The sequence below is a fragment of the Aeromonas sp. DNP9 genome, from assembly GCF_001728955.1.
GTDB classification, from domain to species: Bacteria; Pseudomonadota; Gammaproteobacteria; order Enterobacterales; family Aeromonadaceae; genus Aeromonas; species Aeromonas veronii.
This window is the reverse complement of record NZ_LYSQ01000024.1, coordinates 68,503-90,889: the sequence shown is the minus strand read 5'-3', so window position 1 is coordinate 90,889 and position 22,387 is coordinate 68,503. Positions and strand designations below refer to the sequence as shown.

The following is a 22,387-nucleotide window of genomic DNA, read 5'->3' as shown; positions in this document are numbered from 1 at the left end:
CATCCCTTTTCAATAAGCCAGCATTAACTGTTAATTGGTTGGGACGCTATGAAGCAGCTCGGCCGCGAGCTGCTGACTGAGTGCCTGACGCTGGCTGTCTGCAATGCTCACATCGCTGGTCAGCTGGATGATGCTGCTCCAGACCGCTTTCTGGGTTTTGCGATCGAGCAGCACGATGGCCAGCGACCCTTTGCGCTGGTTGGCTGAGGCATATACCCCGGGCGTCATGCCAAGGCGGGCAAAAATCTCGCCGTCACTCATATCCTTGCCGCCCGCGACGCCGATGGCGACCCACAGATCCGCCTCGTCAAGCGGTGCACTCTGCCACCCCTTGCCATTGAGCTCCCGGCTTACCGCCTGCTGCATTGGCTCCAACCACCCTTCCGCCAGTTCACCGGCAAATTGATACTGCTCGGCCAAGGCGTAGCGCGGGGTTGCACCATAGGTCCAGTTGCCCATCGGGCGAACCAGCATGGTGCCGGACTCCAGCGTGGGTGCCGCCGGCCCGCTGCTGCAACCGCCAAGCAGGGCGAGCAGTGCCACAGAGAGATAAGCAAGCCGCATCGTGAACTCCTTTGAATCAGGTTATTTTGCCGGTTTCGATCAATTGCTGGATAAGCGGGCGCAGGATCAGCTCCATCGCAAAGCCCATCTTGCCGCCCGGCACCACTATGGTGTTCATCCGCGACATGAATGAGCCATCGATCATCGACAGCAGGTAGGGGAAATCCACCTGCTTGATGCCGCGAAACCGGATCACCAGCATACTCTCGTCCAGACTCGGGATCACCTTGGCACTGAAGGGGTTGGAGGTGTCCACCGTCGGTACTCGCTGGAAGTTGATATGGGTGCGCGAGAACTGCGGGGTGATGAAGTTGATGTAGTCATCCATGGAGCGAACGATGGAGTCGGTCACTGCCTCGCGGGAATGCCCTCGCTCCGAGGTATCGCGGATCAGCTTCTGGATCCACTCCAGGTTGACGATGGGCACTACGCCTATCAGAAAATCCACGTGGCGCGCCACATTGTGATCCTCGGTGACCACACCGCCGTGCAGCCCTTCATAAAACAGCAGATCGGTATTGCTGGGCAGATGCTGCCAGGGGGTGAAGGTACCGGGCATCTGGTTGAAGGGCACCGCCTCGTCAAAGCTGTGCAGATAGCGGCGATACTGGCCATTGCCATCCTGGCCATAGCCCTGGAAAAAGCTCTCCAGCAGCCCGAAGTCATTGGCCTCAGGGCCAAAATAGCTGATGTGGCGCCCCTGTTCGCGCGCCTTGCGGATCGCCACATCCATTTCCGGTCGGGTGTAGCGGTGAAAACTGTCACCTTCCACCACAGCCGCGGTATATCCCAGTTGATGGAACATGGAGCGAAAGGCGTTGGTGGAGGTGGAGGTGCCGGCACCGGACGAACCGGTAACGGCAATAATGGGGTGCTTGGCCGACATGGGATTCTCTCTTCCTTGGGAATTCCGTTATAAGGTCCGGATTGCGGTTGGGTCAAGACTGCTCGATGAAGCGGTCTTTCATCACGATATTCACCGATTCGTGCAGCTCGCTATAGACGATGACTGCCTTGCCTTGCTGTAATTGCTCTCTTACCGCGTCCACTTTGACGCCAAGCGGCACATCCTGCTCCCCATACTCGGTACCTTCCTGCAGCACAAAGTGTTCGATCAGGTTGGTCAGGGTGTCGCCGTCCAGTTCTTGCCAGGGAATGATCATTTAAAGGTCTCACAGCAAAAGAGGTGATCGTCAGGCTATTGTTGTGTTGAATCCCGCGAATGCAATCACTTTTTACCTTTTCACCGGAGTCTGAGAGATGTTGTCTGAAGCGCAACGCAGCGCGCCAATAACCCTGGTGGAGCATTTGGCTCAGGCCAGTCGCCGCGCGATTAGTCGCGGCATGGTGTGGTTCTGGTTACTGCAATGGCTGATGGTGTTGTTTCTTGCAATACGCTACGAAGTCTATCGACAGGCCGGTCTGGCCAGTGACAGCTCTCTTCCATGGCGTTTTCAGAGTGAGTTGGGCTTTGTCATGGTGGCGCTGTTGCTGCTGCCTGTTATCGGACTGTTCTGCGATTATCTCAATGACAGGGCCTGGCTGAGGGCTGCCTCTCTGGTCACCCTGGTCTGGGGCTGTGTGTGGGCTGTTCATCTTTATACGTTGGGACAGGTCGAGCTGCGAGGTGGACTCAGCTTTTCCAACGGTATCATGCGCCTCAACCTGTTAGCCGCGATGATCGCTTTCTATCCTTCGTGGAAGGTATTTTATGGATACGTGTTCGGCTCATTGCTGTTAGGGATATGGAATGAGCTTTACCTGCGGGTAGATTTTCCGCAGTTATACATGTTGGGATTGGGTTGTGGTCTGGTGGTGCTGGAGGTTGGCCGCCGCATGCTGCACCGCTGGTTTGAGCTGGCGATCGTGCGGGAGCATGAAAATCTGACGCTGCTTCGCCAACTTGATCAGCTCGCCAAGCAAGATCCTCTGACCGGTGTCGCCAACCGGCGGCATTTCAATATCGAGTTGGAGCGCGCGTTGGCCCATAGCCAGCAAAACGGCGCCCCGCTCTCGCTCATCCTGATCGATGTGGACTATTTCAAGTGCTTTAACGACCACTATGGCCATCAGGTGGGGGATATGTGCCTCAAGGAGGTGGCACAAGCGCTCAACCGTGCGGTACGCACGCCATCTGATCTGGTGGCCCGCTATGGCGGGGAGGAGTTTGTGCTGCTGCTGCCCAATACCGACCGTCAGACTGCGTCCAGTGTTGCACAGCGGCTGCAAGATGGCCTGGCCAGCCTGCAGCTGGAACATCTGGCGTCCGATGTCGCCTCTTGGGTGACGGTGAGCCAGGGGATTGGCACGCTACAGCCCGGTGAAAGTGCAAGCCAGTTGCTGGAGCGTGCCGATCAGGCGCTCTATCGGGCCAAGGAGCTAGGGCGTAATCAGTTCTGTGTTGCAGAGTAATTCTGCTCGGCAATCCAGCGACTGATCCGCTCATCCAGCCAAAATCGTGGCCGCCAGGGCGTGCCGTGCAGAAAACCGACATGGCCGCCACGGCGGCTCAGCTCATAGCGCACCGTGGGCGAGAGTTGCTCCGGCCGGGGAATGACAGCGTGTGACATAAAGGGATCGTCGGCGGCGTGCAGGATCAGGGTGGGGATGGGGATCTGGCCCAGCAGTGGTAGCCCCGAGCAGCTCTGGTAGTAGTGGCTGGCGCTGTGAAAGCCGTGCAGGGGGGCGGTGACCAGCTCGTCAAAATCGCGCAGGGTGGCAATCTGCTCCACTTGTCGAGGTTGCCAGCGTTCACTCGCTTTCTGCTGCTGGCTGATTTTGCTGAGCAAATTGCGGCGCATGGTGCGCAGCAGATAGTTCTGATAGACCTTCGAGAAGCCCTGATTGACCCGCTCGGCGCAGCTCGCCAATTGCAGCGGGGCCGAGACCACCACCGCCGCTTTCAATGCCACAGGACAGCCCCGAGCCAGCAGATTGACCAGCATATTGCCACCCAGTGAAAAGCCGATGGCGATCAGCGGTTTGCCCGGGAAGCGCTGGCTCAGCTCGGCAATCAGCTCCTGTGAATCACCGATGGCGCCGGAGTGATAGGCTTGCAGATGGCGATTGGGCTCGCCGCTGCAACCTCGAAAGTGCATCAGCACGGCCTCTCTACCCTCTTGCTGCAGATGGGCGAACAATCCCTTGGCATAGTGGGAGTGAATGCTCCCCTCCAGCCCGTGAAACACCACTATCAGCGGCCGTTCATCAAGGCTGACTTCCCCGCTCCAGGCGAGGTCGACAAAGTCCCCATCCTGCAGTTCAAACCGCTCCGCCACAAAACGGGCTGGGGTGCGGCGCAGCCATTTGGGCAATATGGTCTGCAGATGAGGATTGCGTGCCCACCAGGGGGCGTGGAAGTGGCTCTCGGTCAGCATGGGGTCAGTCGATCTGGGTCGAAGATAAGGAGGGCGGGAGGAGTGTTCCTCCCGCCAGTCATTGGCTTATTTCAGCAGGCGATCGTGATGTTCGGCACCGCGCAGCATGGCCTGGATAAGCTCGTTGGCTTCGAACTTGGTCAGCGCCTCATGGGCTCCCACCTGATGGGCCCGCTCCACACTGATCTCGCTGGAGAGTGAGGTGTGCAGGATGATGTAGGCACCCGCCAGTTTGCTGTCGCTCTGCACCTCGAAGGCCAGCTCATAGCCATCGAGCCCCGGCATCTCGATATCGCTCACCAGAATGTCGATCGGGGTCTTCTGGCTTGCCCGCGCCTGCATCAGGGTCAGTGCATCCTTGCCATTGGTGCAGACCTCATAGGGGATATTGATGTAGTCGAGGGCGGCCATCAGCTGACGGCGAGCGACCGAGGAGTCATCGACCAGCAGGATCCGCATCGGCTTGATCCGCTCCCGCTGCACATCGGTCAGCACCGGATAGAGGTGGCTCGGATCATCCGGATAGACCCGGGAGAGGATCAGCTCCACATCCAGCAGCTGGATCAGCTGGTCATTGACCCGGGTCACACCGGTTACGAAGACATTGTGGCCGAGGGAGGCGGGGGGCGATTCGATATCGCGCCAGTTGCACTCGGTGATCTTGTCGATGCCTCGCACCAGAAAGCCTACCAGAGTGCGGCGGCAGTCGGTAATGATGATGAAGCAGTGGGGCATCTCCTCCTTGCTGATGGGGCGATAGCCTACCGCCATCGCCATGTCGATCACCGGAATGGTGGAGCCGCGCATATTGGCGGCCCCCAACACGGTCGGGTGCGAGTGCGGCATTGCCGTCAGCTGGGTGTAGGGCACTATCTCCTTCACCTTGAGGGTACCGATGGCAAAGGATTGTTTGGCTGAAAGGTGAAACAGCAACATGCCCTGGGATTGATTGGCTTTGCTCGTCATGGCAGATGTCCTGTTGGTCGAAACGTTGGCAGTCACTTCAGGCCTCTAGCATAAAGGATTACGGGGGGAATGGCCCTTCCTTGTTAACGACCATCTGGCAAAAAACTGGACTCATTCAGCCAATTTCGTTGGCACACTCACATCGGCGTCCGGTTATTGATCGCCATCCTCGCCAACGCCCCATTGCTGGCAGGCCGCTTGCAATGCGGTCTCATCGGCATAACCCAGCTTGCTGGCCACCTGTGCTGGTTTGCTGCCGCCCTTGAGCAATCTGAGCGCCTGCAGCAGTTGCCACTGTTGTTGCAATTCACTCCCTTCCACCGGCGCATCGGCTTGTTGTGCCCACAGTTGCAGAGACTCCGTTTGGCCATTGGCCAGCGCTTGCCAGCAGGCTTGCAGCTCACCGTGACCCTGCTGGCTGATGGCGCACTGTTGCAGCTCATCCAGGATCACCTGCAGTCGCTGACCGTAGGCCCCTTGCCACTCTTTCGGACGTTGCCACCGGGCCAGCGAGTCGAGCAGGGCATTGAGCAGTGGAGTGGCTTGTAGCCAACCAGCCTGCTGCGGCTGAGCCACGCGCAAAGAGACGCTCAGCTGATCGTACTCGCAACCGCTGAGGGGGCTGAAGGCCGCGAGGGCATCGGCGCAGAGCCAGAAGCTGCAGCCTGCCGGCAGCAATAGCTCATGTTGGCCCAGTCTCAGCAGCGCAGCGCCCCGGGTGATCCTCAACAGCTGCCCGACCGGAGTTCGTTTGCGGTTGCCGGCGTGCAGGCCCTGGCAGGAAAAATGGTGATACTCGATGGCGTGATGCATGTAAAAACCCTGATATGATGCTGCCTGGAGGTAACAAATATGGAAACCAGACGTAAAAAACGCTTCATTGCCGGTGCAGTTTGCCCGGCGTGCGGCAAGTTGGACAACATGATGCTGTATCTGGAGCATGGAGTCGAGAAGGTGACCTGCGTCGCCTGTGGCGATACCCAGGTACAAACGCCTGCCGAGGTCGACAAGCAGACTCGCGAGGCGGAAGAGGTGATCGGGGTGTTTCGCCCCTGATAAGGCAACGGCGGGTGGAATGCGGGTCTCCTCGCTGACGCTGTTGCCGTTTTTTTCGTCACTCCGTGGCGCCGCACGGCATATGCGCGGCCCGCTTTTTAGGGTATTCTGAGCCCGTTTTTTTCTATCCGCAGGATCCTGACATGAAAGTAGCTCCTCTGAGCGTGGTTACGCTGGAATACACAGTCACCGACGAGCACGGTGAAGTCATCGACAGCACTGTCGGCAAAGAGCCGCTGGTCTATCTGCACGGCACCCGTTACCTGGTCTCAGGCCTGGAAGCCGAGCTGGAAGGTCGCGCGGTAGGTGAAGCCTTCGAAGTGACTCTGGCACCGAGCCAGGCCTACGGCGAATATGACGAGACACTGGTACAAGAAGTACCGGGCGAGCTGTTCGACGGCATGGAAGTCTCCGAAGGGGATACTTTTGTGGCTGAAACCGACGATGGCCACCGTCCGGTGACCGTGGTTGAAGTGTCCGAAGAGTTCGTCAAAGTGGATGGCAACCATCCGCTGGCTGGTGTGACTCTGGGCTTCAAGGTCGAGATCAAGGACGTGCGTGCTGCCACTGCCGAAGAGCTGGCCCATGGCCACGTTCACGGTGCCGGTGGTTGCGGCCACGATCACGGTCATGACCACGATCACGGCGGCTGCTGTGGCGGTCATGGTCACGACCATGATGAGGGTCACGGCCAGGGCGGTTGCTGCGGCGGTGCTGGCCACGGTCACGATCATGGCCACGACCACGGTGACGACCATGGTCACGGCGGCTGCTGTGGTGGCGGCGGTTGTGGTGGCAAGGGCCATCACCACTGATCACGGCCATGCCGATGATAAAAAACCCGCGATTATCGCGGGTTTTTTATTGGCTGACAGCTGTGCCAGCCATGTTGCCTGACCAGAGATAGTGCCGGCTTAGTAGTGCGGCGGCGGGGTCTCTTCGGCCATGCTGGCAATCTGGCTGGGCTGTACGCTTTGCAGTTTGTCGATCAGCAGCTGGATCTGGTATTTGAGCCGATCGAGTTCACGGCCCTGGGTGGTCACCTCGTCGTTGAGCTGCTCTATGGTGTATTCCGCATAGGCGAGACGGGTTTCCAGGGTTTCGATGCGATCGTTAAGTTGCTGACTCATGGGCCTTCGGGTCCTTACTTGATTGTCCAGATTTCGGCCAGACCACTGGAGCTGGCACTGACAAGGTGGCTATTGTCGCGCAAAGCGACGCCGTAGACCACTGCGCTGGGCGGTTTCACCTTGGGTTGCGGCGAGACGCGCCAGCTCTGCAGCAGGGCACCATCGCTCACTTGCCACAGGGAGAGCTGACGGGAAGGGGCGCCAGTGATGAGCCACTTGCCATCGTTGGCAAAGCGGGCGCTGGTGTAGACCTCGAAGCGGTGATCATATTGCAGCTGACTCACCTCCTTGCCGGTTTTCAGATCCCAGATGCTGGCCCGGCTGCTGTCGGCGGTGAAGGCGTAGCGGCCGCTCGGCTCCAGTCTGGCCATGATCACCCGGCCACCATGGTTGAAGCGCCAGATCACCTGCCCGCTACGGGTATCCCACAGATAGGCGCTATAGTCGTTGCCGCCGGTCAGGGCGTAGCGACCGTTGGCGGAGAGATCCACCGTATTGACCTGCTCGGTGTGCCCCAGAAACTGCAGGCGACGACCGCTTCGGGTATCGAGCCACTCAGCTTTGCCATCTTCCCGCCCGATCAGCACATAACGACCGTCGGCAGAGAGCGCGATGTCCCTCAGCCTGGATTCAGGAAGTGAGTAGTAGCCTTGTGATTGCCCGTCGCTCAGCCGCCAGGTTGCAAAGGTGTCGGGGGTGGCGGTGACGGCATGGCTGTTGCCTTCGGAAAAGCGGGTAATGAATACCAGATCATCCGCCGAGTCGGATTGCTTCCAGCGCCAGCGTTGACGGTTCTGTTCCAGATCCCAGACGATGATGCCCTGGCTGATGCTGGAGACGATGGCTTGCTTGCCATCACTGGAGAGATCTGCGGTTAGCAGACCCGTGCTGGCGAGGGTCATTTGCTGGTTGGGTTGGGAGCTTTGCTCGCAACCGGTGAGCATTAAACAGAGGCTCACCAGATAAATGGCACTTTTTATCATTTTTGCGGTCTCACGCTTTTGTTACCTGCGATCACGGCGTTAGTATAAGGCGCTTATCACGATAAACCTCTCATTTCACGATGGAACCGAGAGCGGTATTTGGAGTTTGGAGAAACTGATGAACAAATTTCTGAAGGTGTCCCTGTTGGCGGCGGCCGTTGCCGTCGGTCTGACTGCTTGCCAAAAAGACGAGAAGCCTGCTGCGGCCAATACCGCCGAAGTGAAGGCAGAAGCCAGCAAGCCGGCAGAGGCGACCAAGGCTGAAGCCAAGAGCTTTGAAGAGCAATCTGGCTACGCAATTGGCCTCTCCATGGGTCGTTACATCGCCAATACCCTGGAGCGTCAGCAGGAACTGGGCATCAAACTGGACAACGCCGTGATCCTGAAAGGGGTGACTGACGGTCTGGGCAAAGAAGCCAAGATGACTGATGAAGAGATCCAGAAGGTACTGCAGGATTACGACGCCAAGATCAACGAGCTGACCAAGGCCAAGGCCGAGAAAGACGCCGTTGAGAATCTGAAGAAGGGCGAAGAGTTCCTGGCTGCCAACGCCAAGAAAGAGGGTGTTAAGAGCACTGAATCCGGCCTGCAGTACGTGGTCGAGAAGATGGGCACTGGCGCCAAGCCGAAATCTACCGATATCGTCAAGGTTCACTACACCGGTACCCTGACCGACGGCACCAAGTTCGACAGCTCCGTCGATCGCGGCGAGCCGGCTACCTTCCCGCTCAACCAGGTTATCCCGGGTTGGACCGAAGGTGTTCAGCTGATGCCGGTTGGCTCCAAGTTCAAGTTCTTCCTGCCGTCCAAGCTGGCCTATGGCGAGCATGGTGCAGGCTCCATCCCGGCGAATGCCGTGCTGGTGTTTGACGTTGAGCTGCTGGCTATCGAGAAGCCGACTGCAGACGACGCCAAGAAGTAATCCCTTCTTGTAGTTAAAAACGGCTCCTTAAGGAGCCGTTTTTACTTGTGTATTCCCTGCAATCGCGGGATAACAGAGCTGTCTTGGCGTTGGGTTTGCGCGCGAAAATAAGGCAAAATAGATCGCAGAATCAAATACAAGGATGAGTCCAGTGGCTGAAAATAAATCGCGTGTCCTGCTGGTGGAAGATACCCGTAGTCTGGCGGTGGTCTATGAACAGTACTTGCGCCAGGAGGGGTACGAGGTAGTGCTGGCCGACTGTGGTCAGCAGGCGTTGGCGCAGTTGCTGGCAAGTCCTCCCCCCGTGGTGCTGCTGGATCTGGAACTGCCGGATATGTCCGGCATGGATATTCTGCAAATGATCACCGAACAGCAATTGCCCTGCTCTGTGGTAGTGATCACCGCCCATGGTTCGGTGGATGTGGCAGTGGAGGCGATGCGCCTCGGTGCCTTCGATTTTCTGACCAAGCCGTTTGACAGCAAGCGGCTCTGCGCCACCGTTCGCAATGCCTTGAAACACCAGCAGTTGAGCTCGCTGGTTGCCCACTATCGGGAGAACTTCGAGCGCAGCTCCTTCTTCGGTTTTATCGGCGCCTCCATGTCGATGCAGGCGGTCTATCGCATCATCGAAAGTGCGGCGCCCAGCAAGGCGACCGTCTTTATCACTGGCGAGAGCGGCACCGGCAAAGAGGTGTGTGCCGAAGCGATTCACCAGTGCAGTCCCCGCAGCGAACAGCCCTTTATTGCCCTCAACTGCGCCGCCATTCCCCACGATCTGATGGAGAGCGAGATCTTCGGTCATGTGAAGGGCTCTTTTACTGGCGCCCAGGGGGATCGCAAAGGGGCGGCCAGTCTGGCTGATGGTGGCACCCTGTTTCTCGACGAGATCTGCGAGATGGACCTGGATCTGCAGAGCAAGCTGCTGCGCTTTATCCAGACCGGCACAGTGCAGCGAGTCGGCAGCGGCAAGCTCGAGACGGTCGATGTGCGCTTTATCTGCGCCACCAACCGGGATCCGCTGGTGGAGGTGAAAGCGGGCCGTTTTCGCGAGGATCTCTACTATCGGCTCCACGTCATTCCCCTCACTCTGCCGCCGCTGCGGGAGCGGGGCGAGGATATCCTGCTGCTGGCGCGTACCCTGCTGCAGAGCTACGCCAAGGAGGAGAACAAACGCTTCAAGGATTTTGACGTTGAGGCGGCGCGAGTGCTGCTCGACTACCCCTGGCCTGGCAACGTACGCGAGCTGCAGAACGTGGTGCGCAATATCGTGGTGCTCAATGACAAGGAGCTGGTGAGCCCGGATATTCTGCCGCCACCGCTCAATGGGGTTCGTCCCCAGCTGCCGGCTGCGATTGCGGCAGCGGTGGCATCGGCTCCGGCCGCCACCGGCGTGGCCAACGGGCCAATTCGTCCGCTCTGGCTGGTGGAAAAAGAGGTGATCGAACAGGCCATCGCCAGCTGTGACGGCAATATTCCCAAGGCAGCAGCCCTGCTCGAGATCAGCCCCTCCACCATTTACCGTAAAAAACAGGGGTGGGAGGAGTCCAATCGGGCCTGAACCATCTTGCCAGCAGAAAGGGCGGCTAGCGTGCCGCCCTTTCTATTTTGGGGGATCAGAGTTTGGCGAGGCGCTTGAGGCGGGCCAGTCGTTCCCCCTCGTTGGCGCTGAACCAGCGGTCTTGCGACAGCAGAAACCAGGCGCGGGAGAAGTATTCCGCGGCCAGCGGATCGTCCAGCACCAAGGCATTCTCCCCCAGCTCCTCGAACAGATAACCATCCTCAGGTTCGCCTGCCTCGGCCATATCGGCCTTGAGCTGGTGCAGCTCTGCCAGCGCCTGCTGGTGCTGACCCTGGGCCCGGGTCAGGCGAGCCAGACTCCAGCGGGCGATAAACGCCTTGGCCGGCTGGTTATGTTGCAGATGCCAGGCCAGGCACTTCTGTTGCTGGATTTTCGCCTCCTCAAAGCGGCCCAGTTCGAACAGGGTCCAGCCCTGATTGTTGTAAAGGGGGGCCAGCCAGCCGCGCACCTTCTCGTCACTGCTGCGTTCCGCCAGCTCCATCGCCAGTTGATGCCAGCGGCTCTGCTCTTCCAGCGGTGCGGCGATGGCGATCATGTGGGCGGCGTCGATGGCAAGATAGGTCTCCTTCTCCTTGAGTCCCCACTGCCAGGCTTGTTCAAACAGCGGTTTGGCACTGGCTTTGTCGCCCGCCGAGTTAAAGGTGCGGCCTCGTTCCAGCAGAGCCCGGATCCGCGCTCTGGGGGTTGTGTCGGTGAGGCGAGGCGCTATCTCGTCGAGCAGCTGATGGGCTTCGGCAAATTGGCGCTGCAGTGAATGGGTACGGGCAATTTGGGTCAGCAACTCCAGTTCGAGTTGCAGGTTGGCGGCGCGCGCTTCGGGAAGAAGGGTGTGAAAACGCAGGGCGCTGGCGGCGGGATCCTGATAATCCCACAGCGCCATGAAATCGGGCGGATTGTCCATCTGGCCTCCTTGCTGGTTATCCTGTCACCAAGATGCCTGCAGGCCATTGTTTGTACAAGGGGCGCCCGTCACAGAGCGCCCCTTGAGCCATGCTAACGGTTGTGGTCAGCCGATCAGTAGACCATGGCCAGGCTCATCAGCATCAGACCGAGGGCGGCAAAGGCCCCCTCCTTGATGGCGAGCCGTGGCACCAGCGCCTTGGGCAGGGCCGGAAACAGGCTCAGGGCAAAGCCAAGCCCCGGCATCAACCAGTGGAATGCCGGATCGCGCAGGGCGGGATCGGCGGCTCCATTGATGATGATCAGCAAAATAAACAGGGTGAAGGCGGGGAGGATAAACCAGCGTACCCCACCGGCGGCGACCGCCCGCAGCGGCGAAATGCGATAGAGCAGCATGGTCACAAGGAACAGAACAAAAGGGGCCAGCAGATAGAGCGGAGCGGGGTTCATAACATCTTTCCTGAAAACTGATCATCAAAAAACCGGTTGTCCGGTGCAAGAGGCGCGGGATTTAATCACTCTTCGCAGGTAATCACCAGCAGCCCGGGCCCGGGCTGTGAAGAGGATCCCGGATAAAGGTTTGTTAGCGCGTCTTAGTGCAACCAGAACCAGGCTGCCGCAAATCCCAGCCAGCTCAGCACCAGCAAGATCCAGGGCAGGGGATGCTGATGGCTTACTTCAACCAGCTCCAGCTGATCGTCTGGCTCTTCGGTTTGGGGCGCGCCCTGTGGCTGCCTGGCTTTGGCCTGCAATTTTTTCTGGCGGCTCGCTTCACGGGCCCGCGCCTTCATCTGTTTCTTGTATTCGTCGATGCCTTTCTGGATCCCTTGCGCGATAAGCTGGGTCTGTTCCTTGGTTTGCCCCGGCTTCTGGTTGGCACGGGCAATTTTCATTGCCTCCTGCTGGGTCTCGGGGGAAATCTTGTCGTACTTGGCCATCAAATCATCTCCTCGGGCATGGCTGGCTGGGGAGTATGCCATAAAGGTGCGTCCGGGTGGCGTCTCCTTGGTGCGGGATGGGGCAAGTGAGTGACCACTCAACAAAAAACCTGATAAATCAGCAGGAAGCCGGATGTTGGGCCGAAGATCACAATTAGCAGAATTTGTGAGTCATCGATGAAAAACGGTCATCTGTTGTTTGTTATATTGGCGCCCGACCCGCTGGACAGGGTTGATAAATAACAAAACAATCAAGGTGATATGGAAATGAATAATAACTTTATCAAAGGCGGCGTGGCACTGGCCGTGCTTGCTGCACTGACTGGCTGTAATACCTCGACTAATGACACCGTTGCACCCTGCACCGAAAATGTCTGCAAACTGACCATACTGCACACCAACGATACCCACGGCCGTTTCTGGCACAACGCTGAAAATGAGTATGGTATGGCTGCCCAGAAGACTCTGGTCGAGCAGCTGCGTGCCGATGCCAAGGCTGCTGGCAGTGACGTACTGGTTCTCTCCGGTGGTGATGTGAATACCGGCGTGCCGGAGTCGGATCTGCAGGATGCCGAGCCTGACTTCATGGCGATGAACAACATTCGCTACGATGCCATGGCAGTGGGCAACCACGAATTCGACAACCCCCTCAGCGTGCTGGAGAAGCAGCGCAAGTGGGCCCAGTTCCCCATGCTCTCGGCCAACATCTATGACAAGGCGAGTGGCAAACACTACTTTGACCCCTACAAGGTGTTCAAGCTGGAGAGCGGTCTCAAGGTTGCCGTACTGGGCCTGACCACCGAAGATACCGCCCAGCTGGTTGACCCCAACAACGTGCAGACCCTGGAGTTCCGCGATCCGACTACGGAAGCGGCCAAACTGGGCCAGCAGATCCGCAGCAACAAGGAGGCCAATCTGGTCTTCGCCATCACTCACATGGGCCATTACGAGAATGGTCAGCACGGCAGCAATGCGCCGGGCGATGTAGAGATGGCTCGTGCACTGCCAGCAGGGACTCTGGATGCCATCATTGGGGGCCACTCCCAGAATCCGGTCTGTATGGAACCGGGCACCACCAACAAGTACGCCAATTTCAAACCGGGTGATAACTGCCAGCCAGACCAGCAAAACGGCACCTGGATCATGCAGGCCCACGAGTGGGGCAAGTATGTGGGCCGTGCCCAGTTTGAGTACCAGAATGGCAAATTGACCCTGACCAGCTATGACCTGATCCCGGTCAACCTCATCAAACGCAACGCCAAGGGCGAGGCGATCGATGCCAACGGCGCCGTAACCAAGGACCCGACCAAGATGCAGTTCGTACAGGACGAGATCACCAAGGATCCCGAGCTGTATAACACCCTGCTGGGTTATCAGGAGAAAGGTCAGCAAGAGCTGAATGTCGTCATTGGCTCGGCAGATGGCTTGCTGGTTGGTGATCGCAACTCGGTTCGCAACAAGCAGACCAACCTGGGTCGCCTCATCACCACGGCGACCAGCAGCAAGCTGGGTGTCGACTTTGGTATCGTCAACTCTGGCGGCGTCCGTGACAGCATCCCGGCCGGTGATATCACCTACCGCAGCGTGCTGCTGGTGCACCCGTTTGGCAACACGGTCAACAAGGCTGTCATGAAGGGAAGCGAGCTGGCGACCTATCTGGGCCAGGTGGCAAGCAAGACCCGCAATACCGGGGGTTATGCCCAGTTTGGCGGTATCAACATGGCGGTGGATTGCCAGGCCAAGAGCGTCAATATCACCAGTATCGGTGGCAAGGCGTTTGATCCGGCAGCAACCTACAGCTTCGCGATCCCGAGCTTCAGCGCCTCCGGTGGTGACGGCTATCCGAAGATCGATACCATCAACGCCGGGTTGGTGGATGCTGCCGTGCTGAAGGAGTACATCGAGATCAAGAAGACCATCAACGTGGCCGATTATCAGCCAGGTAATGAGGTGAGCTACCTGAACTCAGCCTCTACCGAAGGGTGTAACTGATTCGTCAGCGGGGCGCATAGCCCCCAGATGCGATCCCAAAGGGCAGCCGGTGGCTGCCTTTTGTCGTTGTTTGGGTGGCGGTTACAACTCTTCAATTATCAATGACGATAGCCATCGCCTGTATGAGGTCAGGTGAGGGGATGAAATGAAAAGAGGCGGCCTATGGGCCGCCTCTTGCGTAGTGACAATCTGAACCTTACAGCTGCTCGATACCAACGATATGCCAGGGGGCATTGTTCTTGGCCAGATCGCGCTCGAGGTGCCACACCTCTTTGATGTCTTCTTCGACCTGCTCCTGACGGTCCATGTAGCGGCCGCTGAAGCGCACGCTCACCTGAGCCCAGTCGCTGCCGTAGTCGGCGCGTACCAGCTGGGTATCCACATACATTACTTCCGTATGCTGGTCGCCAGTCAGTTCGGCGCGCTCGGCTTTGAGCTGCTCAAACAGCTCGGGGCTGACGTACTCGCGCACCTTTTCCAGATCGTTCTTGTTCCACGCCTCTTGCAGGGTGCGATAGTGATCGCGGGCACCGGCCAGGAAGCTGTTCATGTCAAAGCCCGGCGGCAGGCGGAACGGCACGTCGCTGTCGGCAAAGCCGGTGGCTTGCGGTGCGCTGTTGCTCTGCTCAAACTGTTGCGGGGCAGCGGATTGCGGTGGCTGATAGCCCGCATAGGCAGCTTGTTGTGGCTGTGGCGTCGCGACCTTGCCCTTGCGCAGGGTACGGATCAGGAAGACGGCACCCAGCGCCAGCAGAGCGATCAGCAGGAAGTCCATTCCTTGCAGACCTTCAAAGGCACCGCTGCCCAGCAGGTAGGCAAACAGGCCACCGGCCAGCAGGCCGCCCAGCAGGCCACCCATCATGCTGCTCTTTTTCGGCGGCGTCTGGGCATTCAGTGTCGGATTCTTGTTGTCGACCGGTTTGGCCGCAGGCTGGGCCGGCGCAGTTTTGTAACTTTTACCAAAGGATTTACCGCCGCCAAATTTCTTGGCTTCGGCGTGAGGTGCCCCCAGGCCAATGGCCAGGATCACGGCAAACAGGGTCAGCATCTTTTTCATTTTGACTCTTTTCACTCTCGTCTGTGGGTGGGGCATGCTCCGCTTTGGCAAGCTCAGCAAGGCGCATGGCAGGCTGCCTGTCCCTAATTGTGTCGCAGCTTGTATTCATCAATATCACCTCTGGCATGAATTATTCATGAACGAGGTTGCCGCGATGCGGCGTCAAACAAGAGGAGTAAACCGGATGAAAAGCAGAAGATTGAGTCGCAAGGAGCGCAAAATGCGAAGCAAAATCAAAATGGTCAAGGTAGAGCAGACTCTGGTTTGGCCCTTTATGATGGTATGAGCCGCCAGATAGGGCTCGCCGTAGTTGGCTTTCTTTTGTAAAATTCCCGTCCCCTTCCCGCTGCGGTTTTTATGTGTATGGCAGAGCAAGTGACGGCGAAAAAAGACGCCAAGACACAACAGCTGAAAGTTCCTCCCCACTCTTTTGAGGCCGAACAGTCCGTACTGGGCGGCCTGATGCTGGACAACGAGGCCTGGGATCGGGTCGCCGAGCGGGTGATCGACAAGGATTTCTACAGCCGCCCGCATCGGCTGATCTTCCAGGCCATGACCCGCCTCTCCAATGCGGGCAACCCCATCGATCTCATCACCTTGCAGGAGGAGCTGGAGCGCTCCGAACAGCTGGAAGAGGCCGGTGGCTTCGCCTATCTGGTGGAGATCGCCAAGAACACCCCGAGTGCCGCCAACATCAGTGCCTACGCCGAGATCGTGCGTGAGCGGGCGGTAGTGCGAGAGATGATCTCGGTCGCCAACGAGATAGTCGAAGCGGGCTACGAGCCACAGGGCCGTACCTCAGGCGATCTGCTCGATCTTGCCGAGAGCAAGGTATTCAAGATTGCCGAGCAGCGCACCAGCGCCAACGAGGGGCCCCAGCCCCTGAAGCTCATCCTCGAGCAGACTGTCGACAAGATTGAAGAGCTGTTCAAGACCCCCCACAACGGTGTGACCGGGGTATCGAGCGGTTACAACGATCTGGACAAGATGACCGCCGGTTTGCAGCGTTCGGACTTGATCATCGTGGCGGCCCGTCCCTCCATGGGCAAGACCACCTTTGCCATGAACCTCTGCGAGCATGCGGCCCTCACTGCCGACAAGCCGGTGCTTATCTTCTCGCTGGAGATGCCCTCCGAGCAGATCATCATGCGTATGCTCGCCTCGGTCGGTCGCATCGACCAGACCAAGGTGCGTACCGGTCAGCTCGACGACGAGGATTGGGCGCGCCTCTCCTCCACCATGGGATTGCTGCTGGAGAAGGGCAAGATGTATATCGATGACGCCTCCGGCCTCACCCCGACCGATGTGCGCTCCCGTGCCCGTCGGGTGGCGCGCGAGCATGGCGGCCTATCCATGATCATGGTGGACTACCTGCAGCTGATGCGGGTGCCGGCGCTCTCCGATAACCGGACCCTGGAGATCGGCGAGATCTCCCGCTCCCTCAAGGCCTTGGCGAAAGAGCTGCAGTGCCCGGTGGTGGCGCTCTCCCAGCTGAACCGAAGTCTGGAACAGCGGGCCGACAAGCGCCCGGTCAACTCGGATCTTCGTGAATCGGGCTCCATCGAGCAGGATGCGGACTTGATCATGTTTATCTATCGTGATGAGGTTTATCACGATGACAGCCCTGACAAGGGGATTGCCGAGATCATTATCGGCAAGCAGCGTAACGGCCCCATCGGCCGGGTGCGTCTCACCTTCCAGGGTCAGTTCTCCCGGTTCGACAACTACGCCGGCCCGGCGTTTGACGACGATTATTGATGCAAACCCAAGGTGATGGCGATTTCGTCATTACCACGACTGCCCTGATCGATAGCCAGTCATTGGCTGCCGCTCAGGGCCTGTTTTCCCGGTTCGACAATTATGCCGGTCCGGCCTTCGACGACGATAAGTGAGTGGCGGTCTTCTGCCCGATGAGGGGGAGACCATTTGTGCCCTCGTAAGGGAAAACCATGAAAGCGGCTACTGCCCAAATCAATACTGCGGCCTTGCGCCACAACCTCGCCGTGGTCAAGCGCCACGCTCCCGATTGCAAGATCATCGCTGTGGTCAAGGCCAACGCCTATGGCCACGGACTGCTGCCGGTCGCCCGCACCCTAGTGGATGCGGATGCCTATGCGGTGGCCCGTATCGAAGAGGCGCTGATGCTGCGCTCCTGCGCCGTGGTCAAACCCATCGTGCTGCTGGAGGGCTTCTTCTCCGCCGACGATCTGCCGGTGCTGGCGGCCAACAATCTGCAGACGGCGGTTCACACCTGGGAGCAGCTCGAAGCGCTGGAACAGGTCGAGCTGCCTGCCCCCGTGGTGGCCTGGCTCAAACTCGACACCGGCATGCACCGCCTCGGGGTACGGGCCGACGAGATGCCCGCCTTTATCGAGCGACTCGGCAAGTGCAAGAACGTGGTGCAGCCGTTCAACATCATGACCCACTTCAGCCGCTCCGATGAGCTAGAGCAGCCCACTACCCGCGAGCAGATCGACTTGTTCAGCAAGTTGACCGCACCGCTGGCGGGCGAGCGGGCCATGGCCAACTCGGCGGGCATTCTGGCCTGGCCAGACTCCCACTGCGACTGGGTTCGCCCCGGTGTCATCCTCTATGGCGTGTCGCCCTTCCCCAACACGGTGGCGGCCGATTACGACCTGCAGCCGGTGATGACCTTGAAGACCCAGCTGATTGCGGTGCGGGATCACAAGGCGGGCGAGCCGGTGGGCTATGGCGCCAACTGGGTGTCGGATCGCGATACCCGGCTCGGGGTTATCGCCATCGGCTACGGTGATGGCTATCCGCGCATGGCGCCCAATGGCACTTCCGTGCTGGTCAACGGCCGCATCGTGCCGCTGGTGGGGCGTGTCTCTATGGATATGAGCACGGTGGATCTGGGGCCGGGCGCGACCGACAAGGCTGGTGACGAGGCGGTGCTATGGGGCGAGGGGCTGCCGGTAGAGCGGGTGGCCGACGAGATTGGCACCATCCCCTACGAGCTCATCACCAAGCTCACCTCCCGCGTCTTTATGGAATACGTCTGATGTGGCAGCAGTGCCTGTTGACCTTAAAGCCCCGTTAGCGGGGCTTTCATCTGGTGACTGACGAGCTGGTGGCCAAGCTGCCGATGCTGGCGGATTACCGGATCGGCATGGCCCACCTGCTGCTGCAACACACCTCCGCTTCGCTCACCCTCAACGAGAACTGCGATCCGAGCGTGCGCAGCGATATGGAGGCCCATCTGCACCGGCTGGCGCCGGAGGATGCCCCCTATTATCGCCATACCTATGAGGGGCCGGACGACATGCCCGCCCACATCAAATCCTCCCTGCTCGGGGTGAGTCTGCTGCTGCCGATCCGTGACGGTCAGCTGGCGCTCGGCACCTGGCAGGGGATCTGGCTTGGCGAACATCGCGTCGATGGCGGCGCCCGCAAGGTGCTGGTGACCCTGCAGGGGGAGTAGCCAGATCGGTATTGAGTCAAAAGACCAATAAAAAGAGGGATGGCGCCGAGCCATCCCTCTGTTATTTCTGCGGTTTTATGAGCTATCCGCTTGCCGGTGGCGCTCAGCGCACCTTGAACGGCGTCAGCTCGGCCAGCGGGCTCGCGTCCATAAAGGCTTGCGGCTCCTGGCCGTGTTTGAAGATCTTGAAATCCTGCTCGCGGGCGCTCCAGTACTCAACGGTGTCGCCGCTGATCTGCAACAGACTCGCTTCGCGCAGAGCCACTACGTATTCGCTCTGGTTGATGGCGCAGAATTCGGCCAGACGCTCGTCGCGGGTCTCGCCCATGTGGCCGCTGATGCTGGCGTCCAGATAGTGGGGGTTGATCTGCAACGGGAACAGGCCCAGCGCGGGCAGCACGGCGGCGTTGCAGACCGGCATGTCGTTGGTGGTGCGGATGCTCGGGGTCGCCACGTTGCAACCGGCGCTCCAGCCCACATAGGGGACGCCCCGTTCGCGCACGGCACGCTGGATCGGCACGATCAGGCCGTTTTCATGCAGCAGCTGATTCAGGCGCCAGGTGTTGCCGCCGCTGATAAAGATGGCGTCCGCCTGATTGACGGCATCGACCGGATCATCGAAGTGGTGAATGCTGATGGTCTCGATCCCGAGGCTCTCGGTAAGTTCGTTGGCGCGGGCATCCCAGTCGCTGCGGATCACCGCGTAGGGGATGAGCAGAATGCGTTTGGCCTGTTTGCGAGCCAGCAGGCTCTGCACCCGGTCGCGGGCCCAGCCGAGCAGGCCGGGAAATTCGTTGGCTTTACCGTTGCTAAGCAGAAGCAGTTCCATCAAATCGTTCCTCAAAAAGTGAAAGCGGAGGAGGGAGGGCCACCGGATCCGTCGTGCGGCCGGATGGCAAGAGGAGGCATGCTACCACCATTGGCGCGGCGGTTCTGTGATCGGAGGGCCTATTCAACGGCTATGGATGAGTTATGGATGGATAACTCAATGCCAAGCGGTGGATTAATGAGCCGTGGTCAACTCGCCAGTCATCGCTAAGAAAAGACCCCGCCGCAGCGGGGTCATGGCAGAGTTAGTCGAGTTTGAGATCGACCCACACCATGCGGTGATCCGAGCTGACTCCCTTGGCGATGCCGAGTTTCGCATCATAGACCAGGTGATAACCGGCCTCGAAGCTGGCAGGCCAGAAGACGCCGCTCTTGACCGCGTTGAGGTTGGCGGAGGGGATGACGTGATCCAGCTGCAGCACGCTGGAGTTGGTGATGCGTTCCGGGTTGGGGCGAGTGAGGTTGCGTTTGCAGTCGGCCCCTTTGCTGACACACTCCGGGCCCCCTTCGCTGACCGGGATCAGGGTGCCATTGGTGATGGTCTGATTCATCAGCGGGTTGTTTAGCAGATCCTGAATGGCGGTCAGGTCGCCGTCACCGGTGAGCGGATCGGCGTTGAGATCGCCTGCGATAACGAACTTGGCGTTTTTGGCCAGCCCACCCTTGGTGCCCTTGTCATCGGTCATGTAGCTGAGACCCTTGACGTAGTCGTTCCAGAAGGCGATCTCGGCACGGTTGTGCTTGACGGTGTGACGCGCCGCGTTCGCAAAGATCGGCGGGGTCGGGTGGGAGATCAGGAAGTGGATCACCTCTTCCCCTTTCTCGGTCTTAATGCGTACCGGCACATCGGCGTGGTTCTTAGAGGAGAGCGGGTACTGCTGCCAGGCTGCGTCTGAATACCAGGCATCGCCACACTGGCGGCTGGCCGGGATCTTGACCTTGGGATTGTTGCAGTCATCGATGATGGGATTCTGCTCGCCCGGCATATCCTTCCACTTGAAGTTCTGGAAGGTGCGGATCTGCTTGGTGTCGATGGGGTATTTGGACATCACCGCAAAGGCATACTGGCCGTGGTAGTTGCCAAAGCCCCAGGCATCGTCGGGGCCGCTGTTGACTTTGCCATCCAGATTGAGGTCATAACCGCTCATCAGGCCGGTGTTGGTGGCGAAATTCTGCATCACCGGATAGCTGATGGCCGTCACCTCTGCGTGCTGGGCGTGGGCCAGATAGTTGTCGTTGAAGGCTTTCAGATCGGCGGTGCTCTCGCCTTTGCCGTCGTTGTCGAACTCGTTGAGCAGGAACACATCCGGGCGGGTGCGCTGGATGATCTCCGCCACGTTGCGGATCTGCTGCACGTTCTTGGCTTTGGTTTCCGTGGCGCCGCTCAGGCTCCCTTCGGCGAGGCGGGCCAGCAGGGCATCCTGCTCGGTGCGGGTCAAGGCCAGCTCACCGGTCAGCATACCGGCGGCAGTGCGGTCAAAAGAGAGGTTGAAGGTGGCAAAACGAACCATGGGATCAGCTGCCTTTGAGTCGTTGTCGCTGTTGCAGCCAGCCAGCATCCCGAGAGAGATGGCGGCAGCCAGTAGGGTCTTGTTGATATTTTTCATTGTAATTATTCCGTAGCATCAATGAGTTATGCCTTCTGTGAGGCGGCGCCATTATAAGTAGACGGTGATGCTGCGGGGGTTTTGCCTGAGTAAAGTGTGAGGATATTCACACCACATATCTGGCAATGATGAATGTTAGCAGGGCGATATGGGGTGTGAAAAACCGGTTTATACGCTGCAGTTTCCGGGATGAATAGCGCGCTTCCAGCCGTTACCGCACTCTGAATTTGTCACACCACCATCGGCAGGCCGCTCTCGGGGTGGTGGAGCACCTGTGCCGGATAGTCATAGAGACGGGCGATCAGCTCAGGGGTCAGCACCTCGGCAGGCGTGCCATCGGCCATCAGCTTGCCCCGCTCCAGCATCACCAGCCGATCGGCATAGCGCGCCGCCAGATTGAGGTCGTGCAGCACCACCAGTACTGCTGTATTGCGGCTTGCCAGGGCGCGCGCCATGGTGAGCAGCTGATGCTGGTATTTCAGATCCAGCGCCGAGGTGGGTTCGTCGAGCAGCAGCAGGCGGGGTTGCTCGGCCTGCTCGGTCGGAGAGGGGGCCTGCCAGATCTGCGCCAGCACCCGGGCAAACTGCACCCGCTGCCGCTCGCCGCCGGAGAGCCCGGGATAGAGCCGCTTGGCCAGATGCTCGACCCCGGCATGGGTCATGGCCGCAGCCACAATTTCGTCACGCCGCGCCGTCGGTTCACTGTGGGGCAAGCGCCCCATGGCGACCACTTCCTCGCAGAGAAAGGGGAAGTTGAGGGAGGAGCTTTGCGGCAATACCCCGAGCCGGTGGGCCAGCTGGCTGCTGTCCCACTGCTGGCGAGCCGCGCCAAACAGGGTGATGGAACCCTCATATTCCAGCTCGCCGGTCAGGCACTTGAGCAGCGAGCTCTTGCCCGCCCCGTTGGGGCCGAGCAGCGCGGTGAGGGTACCGCTCTCGAGACTAAGATCGAGCCCATCCAGGATCTGGCGCTGGCCACGGCGCAGGCTGAGTCGGCTGCAGCTCAACAGGGGGGCGGAGAGTGAGGATAAGAGTGGTTGCATAAC

Annotated in this window: 25 protein-coding genes; 10 read left to right on the top strand and 15 right to left on the bottom strand. The window is 59.3% G+C overall.

The window, feature by feature from the left end:
- Positions 1-30 precede the first annotated feature (30 nt).
- From A9G06_RS16880 to A9G06_RS16870, 3 genes are read right to left on the bottom strand one after another with little or no spacing between them, the layout of a single operon-like run.
- On the bottom strand, positions 31-564 hold the full coding sequence (locus tag A9G06_RS16880) for a DUF4136 domain-containing protein (RefSeq protein WP_069555945.1): 534 nt from the start codon (positions 562-564) through the stop codon (positions 31-33).
- Between the two features lie 16 nt (positions 565-580).
- A complete protein-coding gene (locus tag A9G06_RS16875; RefSeq protein ID WP_005335299.1) occupies positions 581-1,450 on the bottom strand; it encodes a phosphoribulokinase in 870 nt (289 codons plus the stop codon).
- Between the two features lie 52 nt (positions 1,451-1,502).
- Positions 1,503-1,727: a YheU family protein gene (locus A9G06_RS16870; protein WP_005335298.1), complete on the bottom strand. Its 225-nt coding sequence runs from the start codon at positions 1,725-1,727 to the stop codon at positions 1,503-1,505.
- A gap of 97 nt (positions 1,728-1,824) precedes the next feature.
- On the opposite strand from A9G06_RS16870, the gene A9G06_RS16865 reads away from it, so the two are divergent.
- Complete coding sequence (locus A9G06_RS16865; protein ID WP_069555944.1) at positions 1,825-2,976, top strand: GGDEF domain-containing protein; 1,152 nt, start codon at positions 1,825-1,827, stop codon at positions 2,974-2,976.
- Here the strand turns inward: A9G06_RS16865 and A9G06_RS16860 are convergent.
- From A9G06_RS16860 to A9G06_RS16850, 3 genes are all read right to left on the bottom strand, one after another.
- Positions 2,955-3,941: a hydrolase gene (locus A9G06_RS16860; protein WP_069555943.1), complete on the bottom strand. Its 987-nt coding sequence runs from the start codon at positions 3,939-3,941 to the stop codon at positions 2,955-2,957. The two genes, A9G06_RS16865 and A9G06_RS16860, sit on opposite strands and share 22 nt — an antisense overlap.
- 66 nt (positions 3,942-4,007) lie before the next feature.
- Entirely contained in the window at positions 4,008-4,907 is a 900-nt protein-coding gene (locus A9G06_RS16855) for a chemotaxis protein (protein WP_069555942.1), read from the bottom strand.
- Between the two features lie 153 nt (positions 4,908-5,060).
- Positions 5,061-5,720 carry a hypothetical protein gene (locus tag A9G06_RS16850; RefSeq protein WP_069555941.1) on the bottom strand — a complete coding sequence of 220 codons (660 nt, stop codon included), beginning with the start codon at positions 5,718-5,720 and terminating at the stop codon, positions 5,061-5,063.
- A 39-nt stretch (positions 5,721-5,759) separates the two neighbouring features.
- Here A9G06_RS16850 and A9G06_RS16845 point away from each other — a divergent pair, with 39 nt between their 5' ends.
- Together A9G06_RS16845 and slyD are read left to right on the top strand one after the other, a co-directional pair.
- Entirely contained in the window at positions 5,760-5,963 is a 204-nt protein-coding gene (locus tag A9G06_RS16845; protein WP_005335287.1) for a YheV family putative zinc ribbon protein, read from the top strand.
- 143 nt (positions 5,964-6,106) lie between these two features.
- A complete protein-coding gene (slyD, locus tag A9G06_RS16840) occupies positions 6,107-6,778 on the top strand; it encodes a peptidylprolyl isomerase (RefSeq protein WP_069555940.1) in 672 nt (223 codons plus the stop codon).
- 99 nt (positions 6,779-6,877) lie between these two features.
- Here the strand turns inward: slyD and A9G06_RS16835 are convergent, their stop codons facing one another.
- Positions 6,878-7,093, bottom strand: coding sequence for a SlyX family protein (locus A9G06_RS16835; RefSeq protein WP_005335285.1), 216 nt, complete (start codon positions 7,091-7,093; stop codon positions 6,878-6,880).
- 14 nt (positions 7,094-7,107) lie between these two features.
- Positions 7,108-8,076: a vegetatible incompatibility protein HET-E-1 gene (locus A9G06_RS16830; RefSeq protein WP_043820853.1), complete on the bottom strand. Its 969-nt coding sequence runs from the start codon at positions 8,074-8,076 to the stop codon at positions 7,108-7,110.
- A 118-nt stretch (positions 8,077-8,194) separates the two neighbouring features.
- Between A9G06_RS16830 and fkpA the strand changes: the two genes are divergently transcribed.
- Together fkpA and A9G06_RS16820 are read left to right on the top strand one after the other, a co-directional pair.
- Entirely contained in the window at positions 8,195-8,998 is an 804-nt protein-coding gene (fkpA, locus tag A9G06_RS16825; protein WP_005335283.1) for an FKBP-type peptidyl-prolyl cis-trans isomerase, read from the top strand.
- 151 nt (positions 8,999-9,149) lie between these two features.
- Positions 9,150-10,556: a sigma-54 dependent transcriptional regulator gene (locus A9G06_RS16820; RefSeq protein WP_005348258.1), complete on the top strand. Its 1,407-nt coding sequence runs from the start codon at positions 9,150-9,152 to the stop codon at positions 10,554-10,556.
- A gap of 55 nt (positions 10,557-10,611) precedes the next feature.
- Here the strand turns inward: A9G06_RS16820 and A9G06_RS16815 are convergent, their stop codons facing one another.
- The 3 genes from A9G06_RS16815 to A9G06_RS16805 form a co-directional block, all read right to left on the bottom strand.
- A complete protein-coding gene (locus tag A9G06_RS16815) occupies positions 10,612-11,478 on the bottom strand; it encodes a hypothetical protein (RefSeq protein ID WP_069555939.1) in 867 nt (288 codons plus the stop codon).
- Between the two features lie 113 nt (positions 11,479-11,591).
- Complete coding sequence (locus A9G06_RS16810; protein ID WP_005358483.1) at positions 11,592-11,927, bottom strand: hypothetical protein; 336 nt, start codon at positions 11,925-11,927, stop codon at positions 11,592-11,594.
- A gap of 143 nt (positions 11,928-12,070) precedes the next feature.
- Positions 12,071-12,415 carry a DUF2956 domain-containing protein gene (locus tag A9G06_RS16805; protein WP_043820861.1) on the bottom strand — a complete coding sequence of 115 codons (345 nt, stop codon included), beginning with the start codon at positions 12,413-12,415 and terminating at the stop codon, positions 12,071-12,073.
- A 267-nt stretch (positions 12,416-12,682) separates the two neighbouring features.
- Between A9G06_RS16805 and ushA the strand changes: the two genes are divergently transcribed.
- Positions 12,683-14,407, top strand: a complete 1,725-nt coding sequence (gene ushA, locus A9G06_RS16800) for a bifunctional UDP-sugar hydrolase/5'-nucleotidase UshA (protein ID WP_069555938.1) — start codon at positions 12,683-12,685, stop codon at positions 14,405-14,407.
- A gap of 196 nt (positions 14,408-14,603) precedes the next feature.
- Here the strand turns inward: ushA and A9G06_RS16795 are convergent, their stop codons facing one another.
- Entirely contained in the window at positions 14,604-15,464 is an 861-nt protein-coding gene (locus A9G06_RS16795; protein ID WP_069555937.1) for a TIM44-like domain-containing protein, read from the bottom strand.
- Between the two features lie 363 nt (positions 15,465-15,827).
- On the opposite strand from A9G06_RS16795, the gene dnaB reads away from it, so the two are divergent.
- The 4 genes from dnaB to A9G06_RS16775 are packed head-to-tail and all read left to right on the top strand — an operon-like array spanning position 15,828 to position 18,906.
- Positions 15,828-17,222 carry a replicative DNA helicase gene (gene dnaB / locus A9G06_RS16785; RefSeq protein WP_069555936.1) on the top strand — a complete coding sequence of 465 codons (1,395 nt, stop codon included), beginning with the start codon at positions 15,828-15,830 and terminating at the stop codon, positions 17,220-17,222.
- Positions 17,222-17,356: a hypothetical protein gene (locus A9G06_RS22495; RefSeq protein WP_290439009.1), complete on the top strand. Its 135-nt coding sequence runs from the start codon at positions 17,222-17,224 to the stop codon at positions 17,354-17,356. The genes dnaB and A9G06_RS22495 overlap by 1 nt, the downstream gene beginning before the upstream one ends.
- Before the next feature lie 57 nt (positions 17,357-17,413).
- Entirely contained in the window at positions 17,414-18,487 is a 1,074-nt protein-coding gene (gene alr / locus A9G06_RS16780; RefSeq protein ID WP_069555935.1) for an alanine racemase, read from the top strand.
- A gap of 50 nt (positions 18,488-18,537) precedes the next feature.
- Positions 18,538-18,906 carry a secondary thiamine-phosphate synthase enzyme YjbQ gene (locus tag A9G06_RS16775; RefSeq protein ID WP_367141902.1) on the top strand — a complete coding sequence of 123 codons (369 nt, stop codon included), beginning with the start codon at positions 18,538-18,540 and terminating at the stop codon, positions 18,904-18,906.
- 103 nt (positions 18,907-19,009) lie between these two features.
- Here the strand turns inward: A9G06_RS16775 and pepE are convergent, their stop codons facing one another.
- From pepE to A9G06_RS16760, 3 genes are all read right to left on the bottom strand, one after another.
- Positions 19,010-19,735 carry a dipeptidase PepE gene (gene pepE, locus A9G06_RS16770; protein WP_069555934.1) on the bottom strand — a complete coding sequence of 242 codons (726 nt, stop codon included), beginning with the start codon at positions 19,733-19,735 and terminating at the stop codon, positions 19,010-19,012.
- Positions 19,736-19,979: 244 nt separating this feature from the next.
- Positions 19,980-21,341: an endonuclease/exonuclease/phosphatase family protein gene (locus A9G06_RS16765; RefSeq protein ID WP_069555933.1), complete on the bottom strand. Its 1,362-nt coding sequence runs from the start codon at positions 21,339-21,341 to the stop codon at positions 19,980-19,982.
- Positions 21,342-21,571: 230 nt separating this feature from the next.
- Complete coding sequence (locus tag A9G06_RS16760; protein ID WP_069555932.1) at positions 21,572-22,384, bottom strand: heme ABC transporter ATP-binding protein; 813 nt, start codon at positions 22,382-22,384, stop codon at positions 21,572-21,574.
- Positions 22,385-22,387 lie beyond the last annotated feature (3 nt).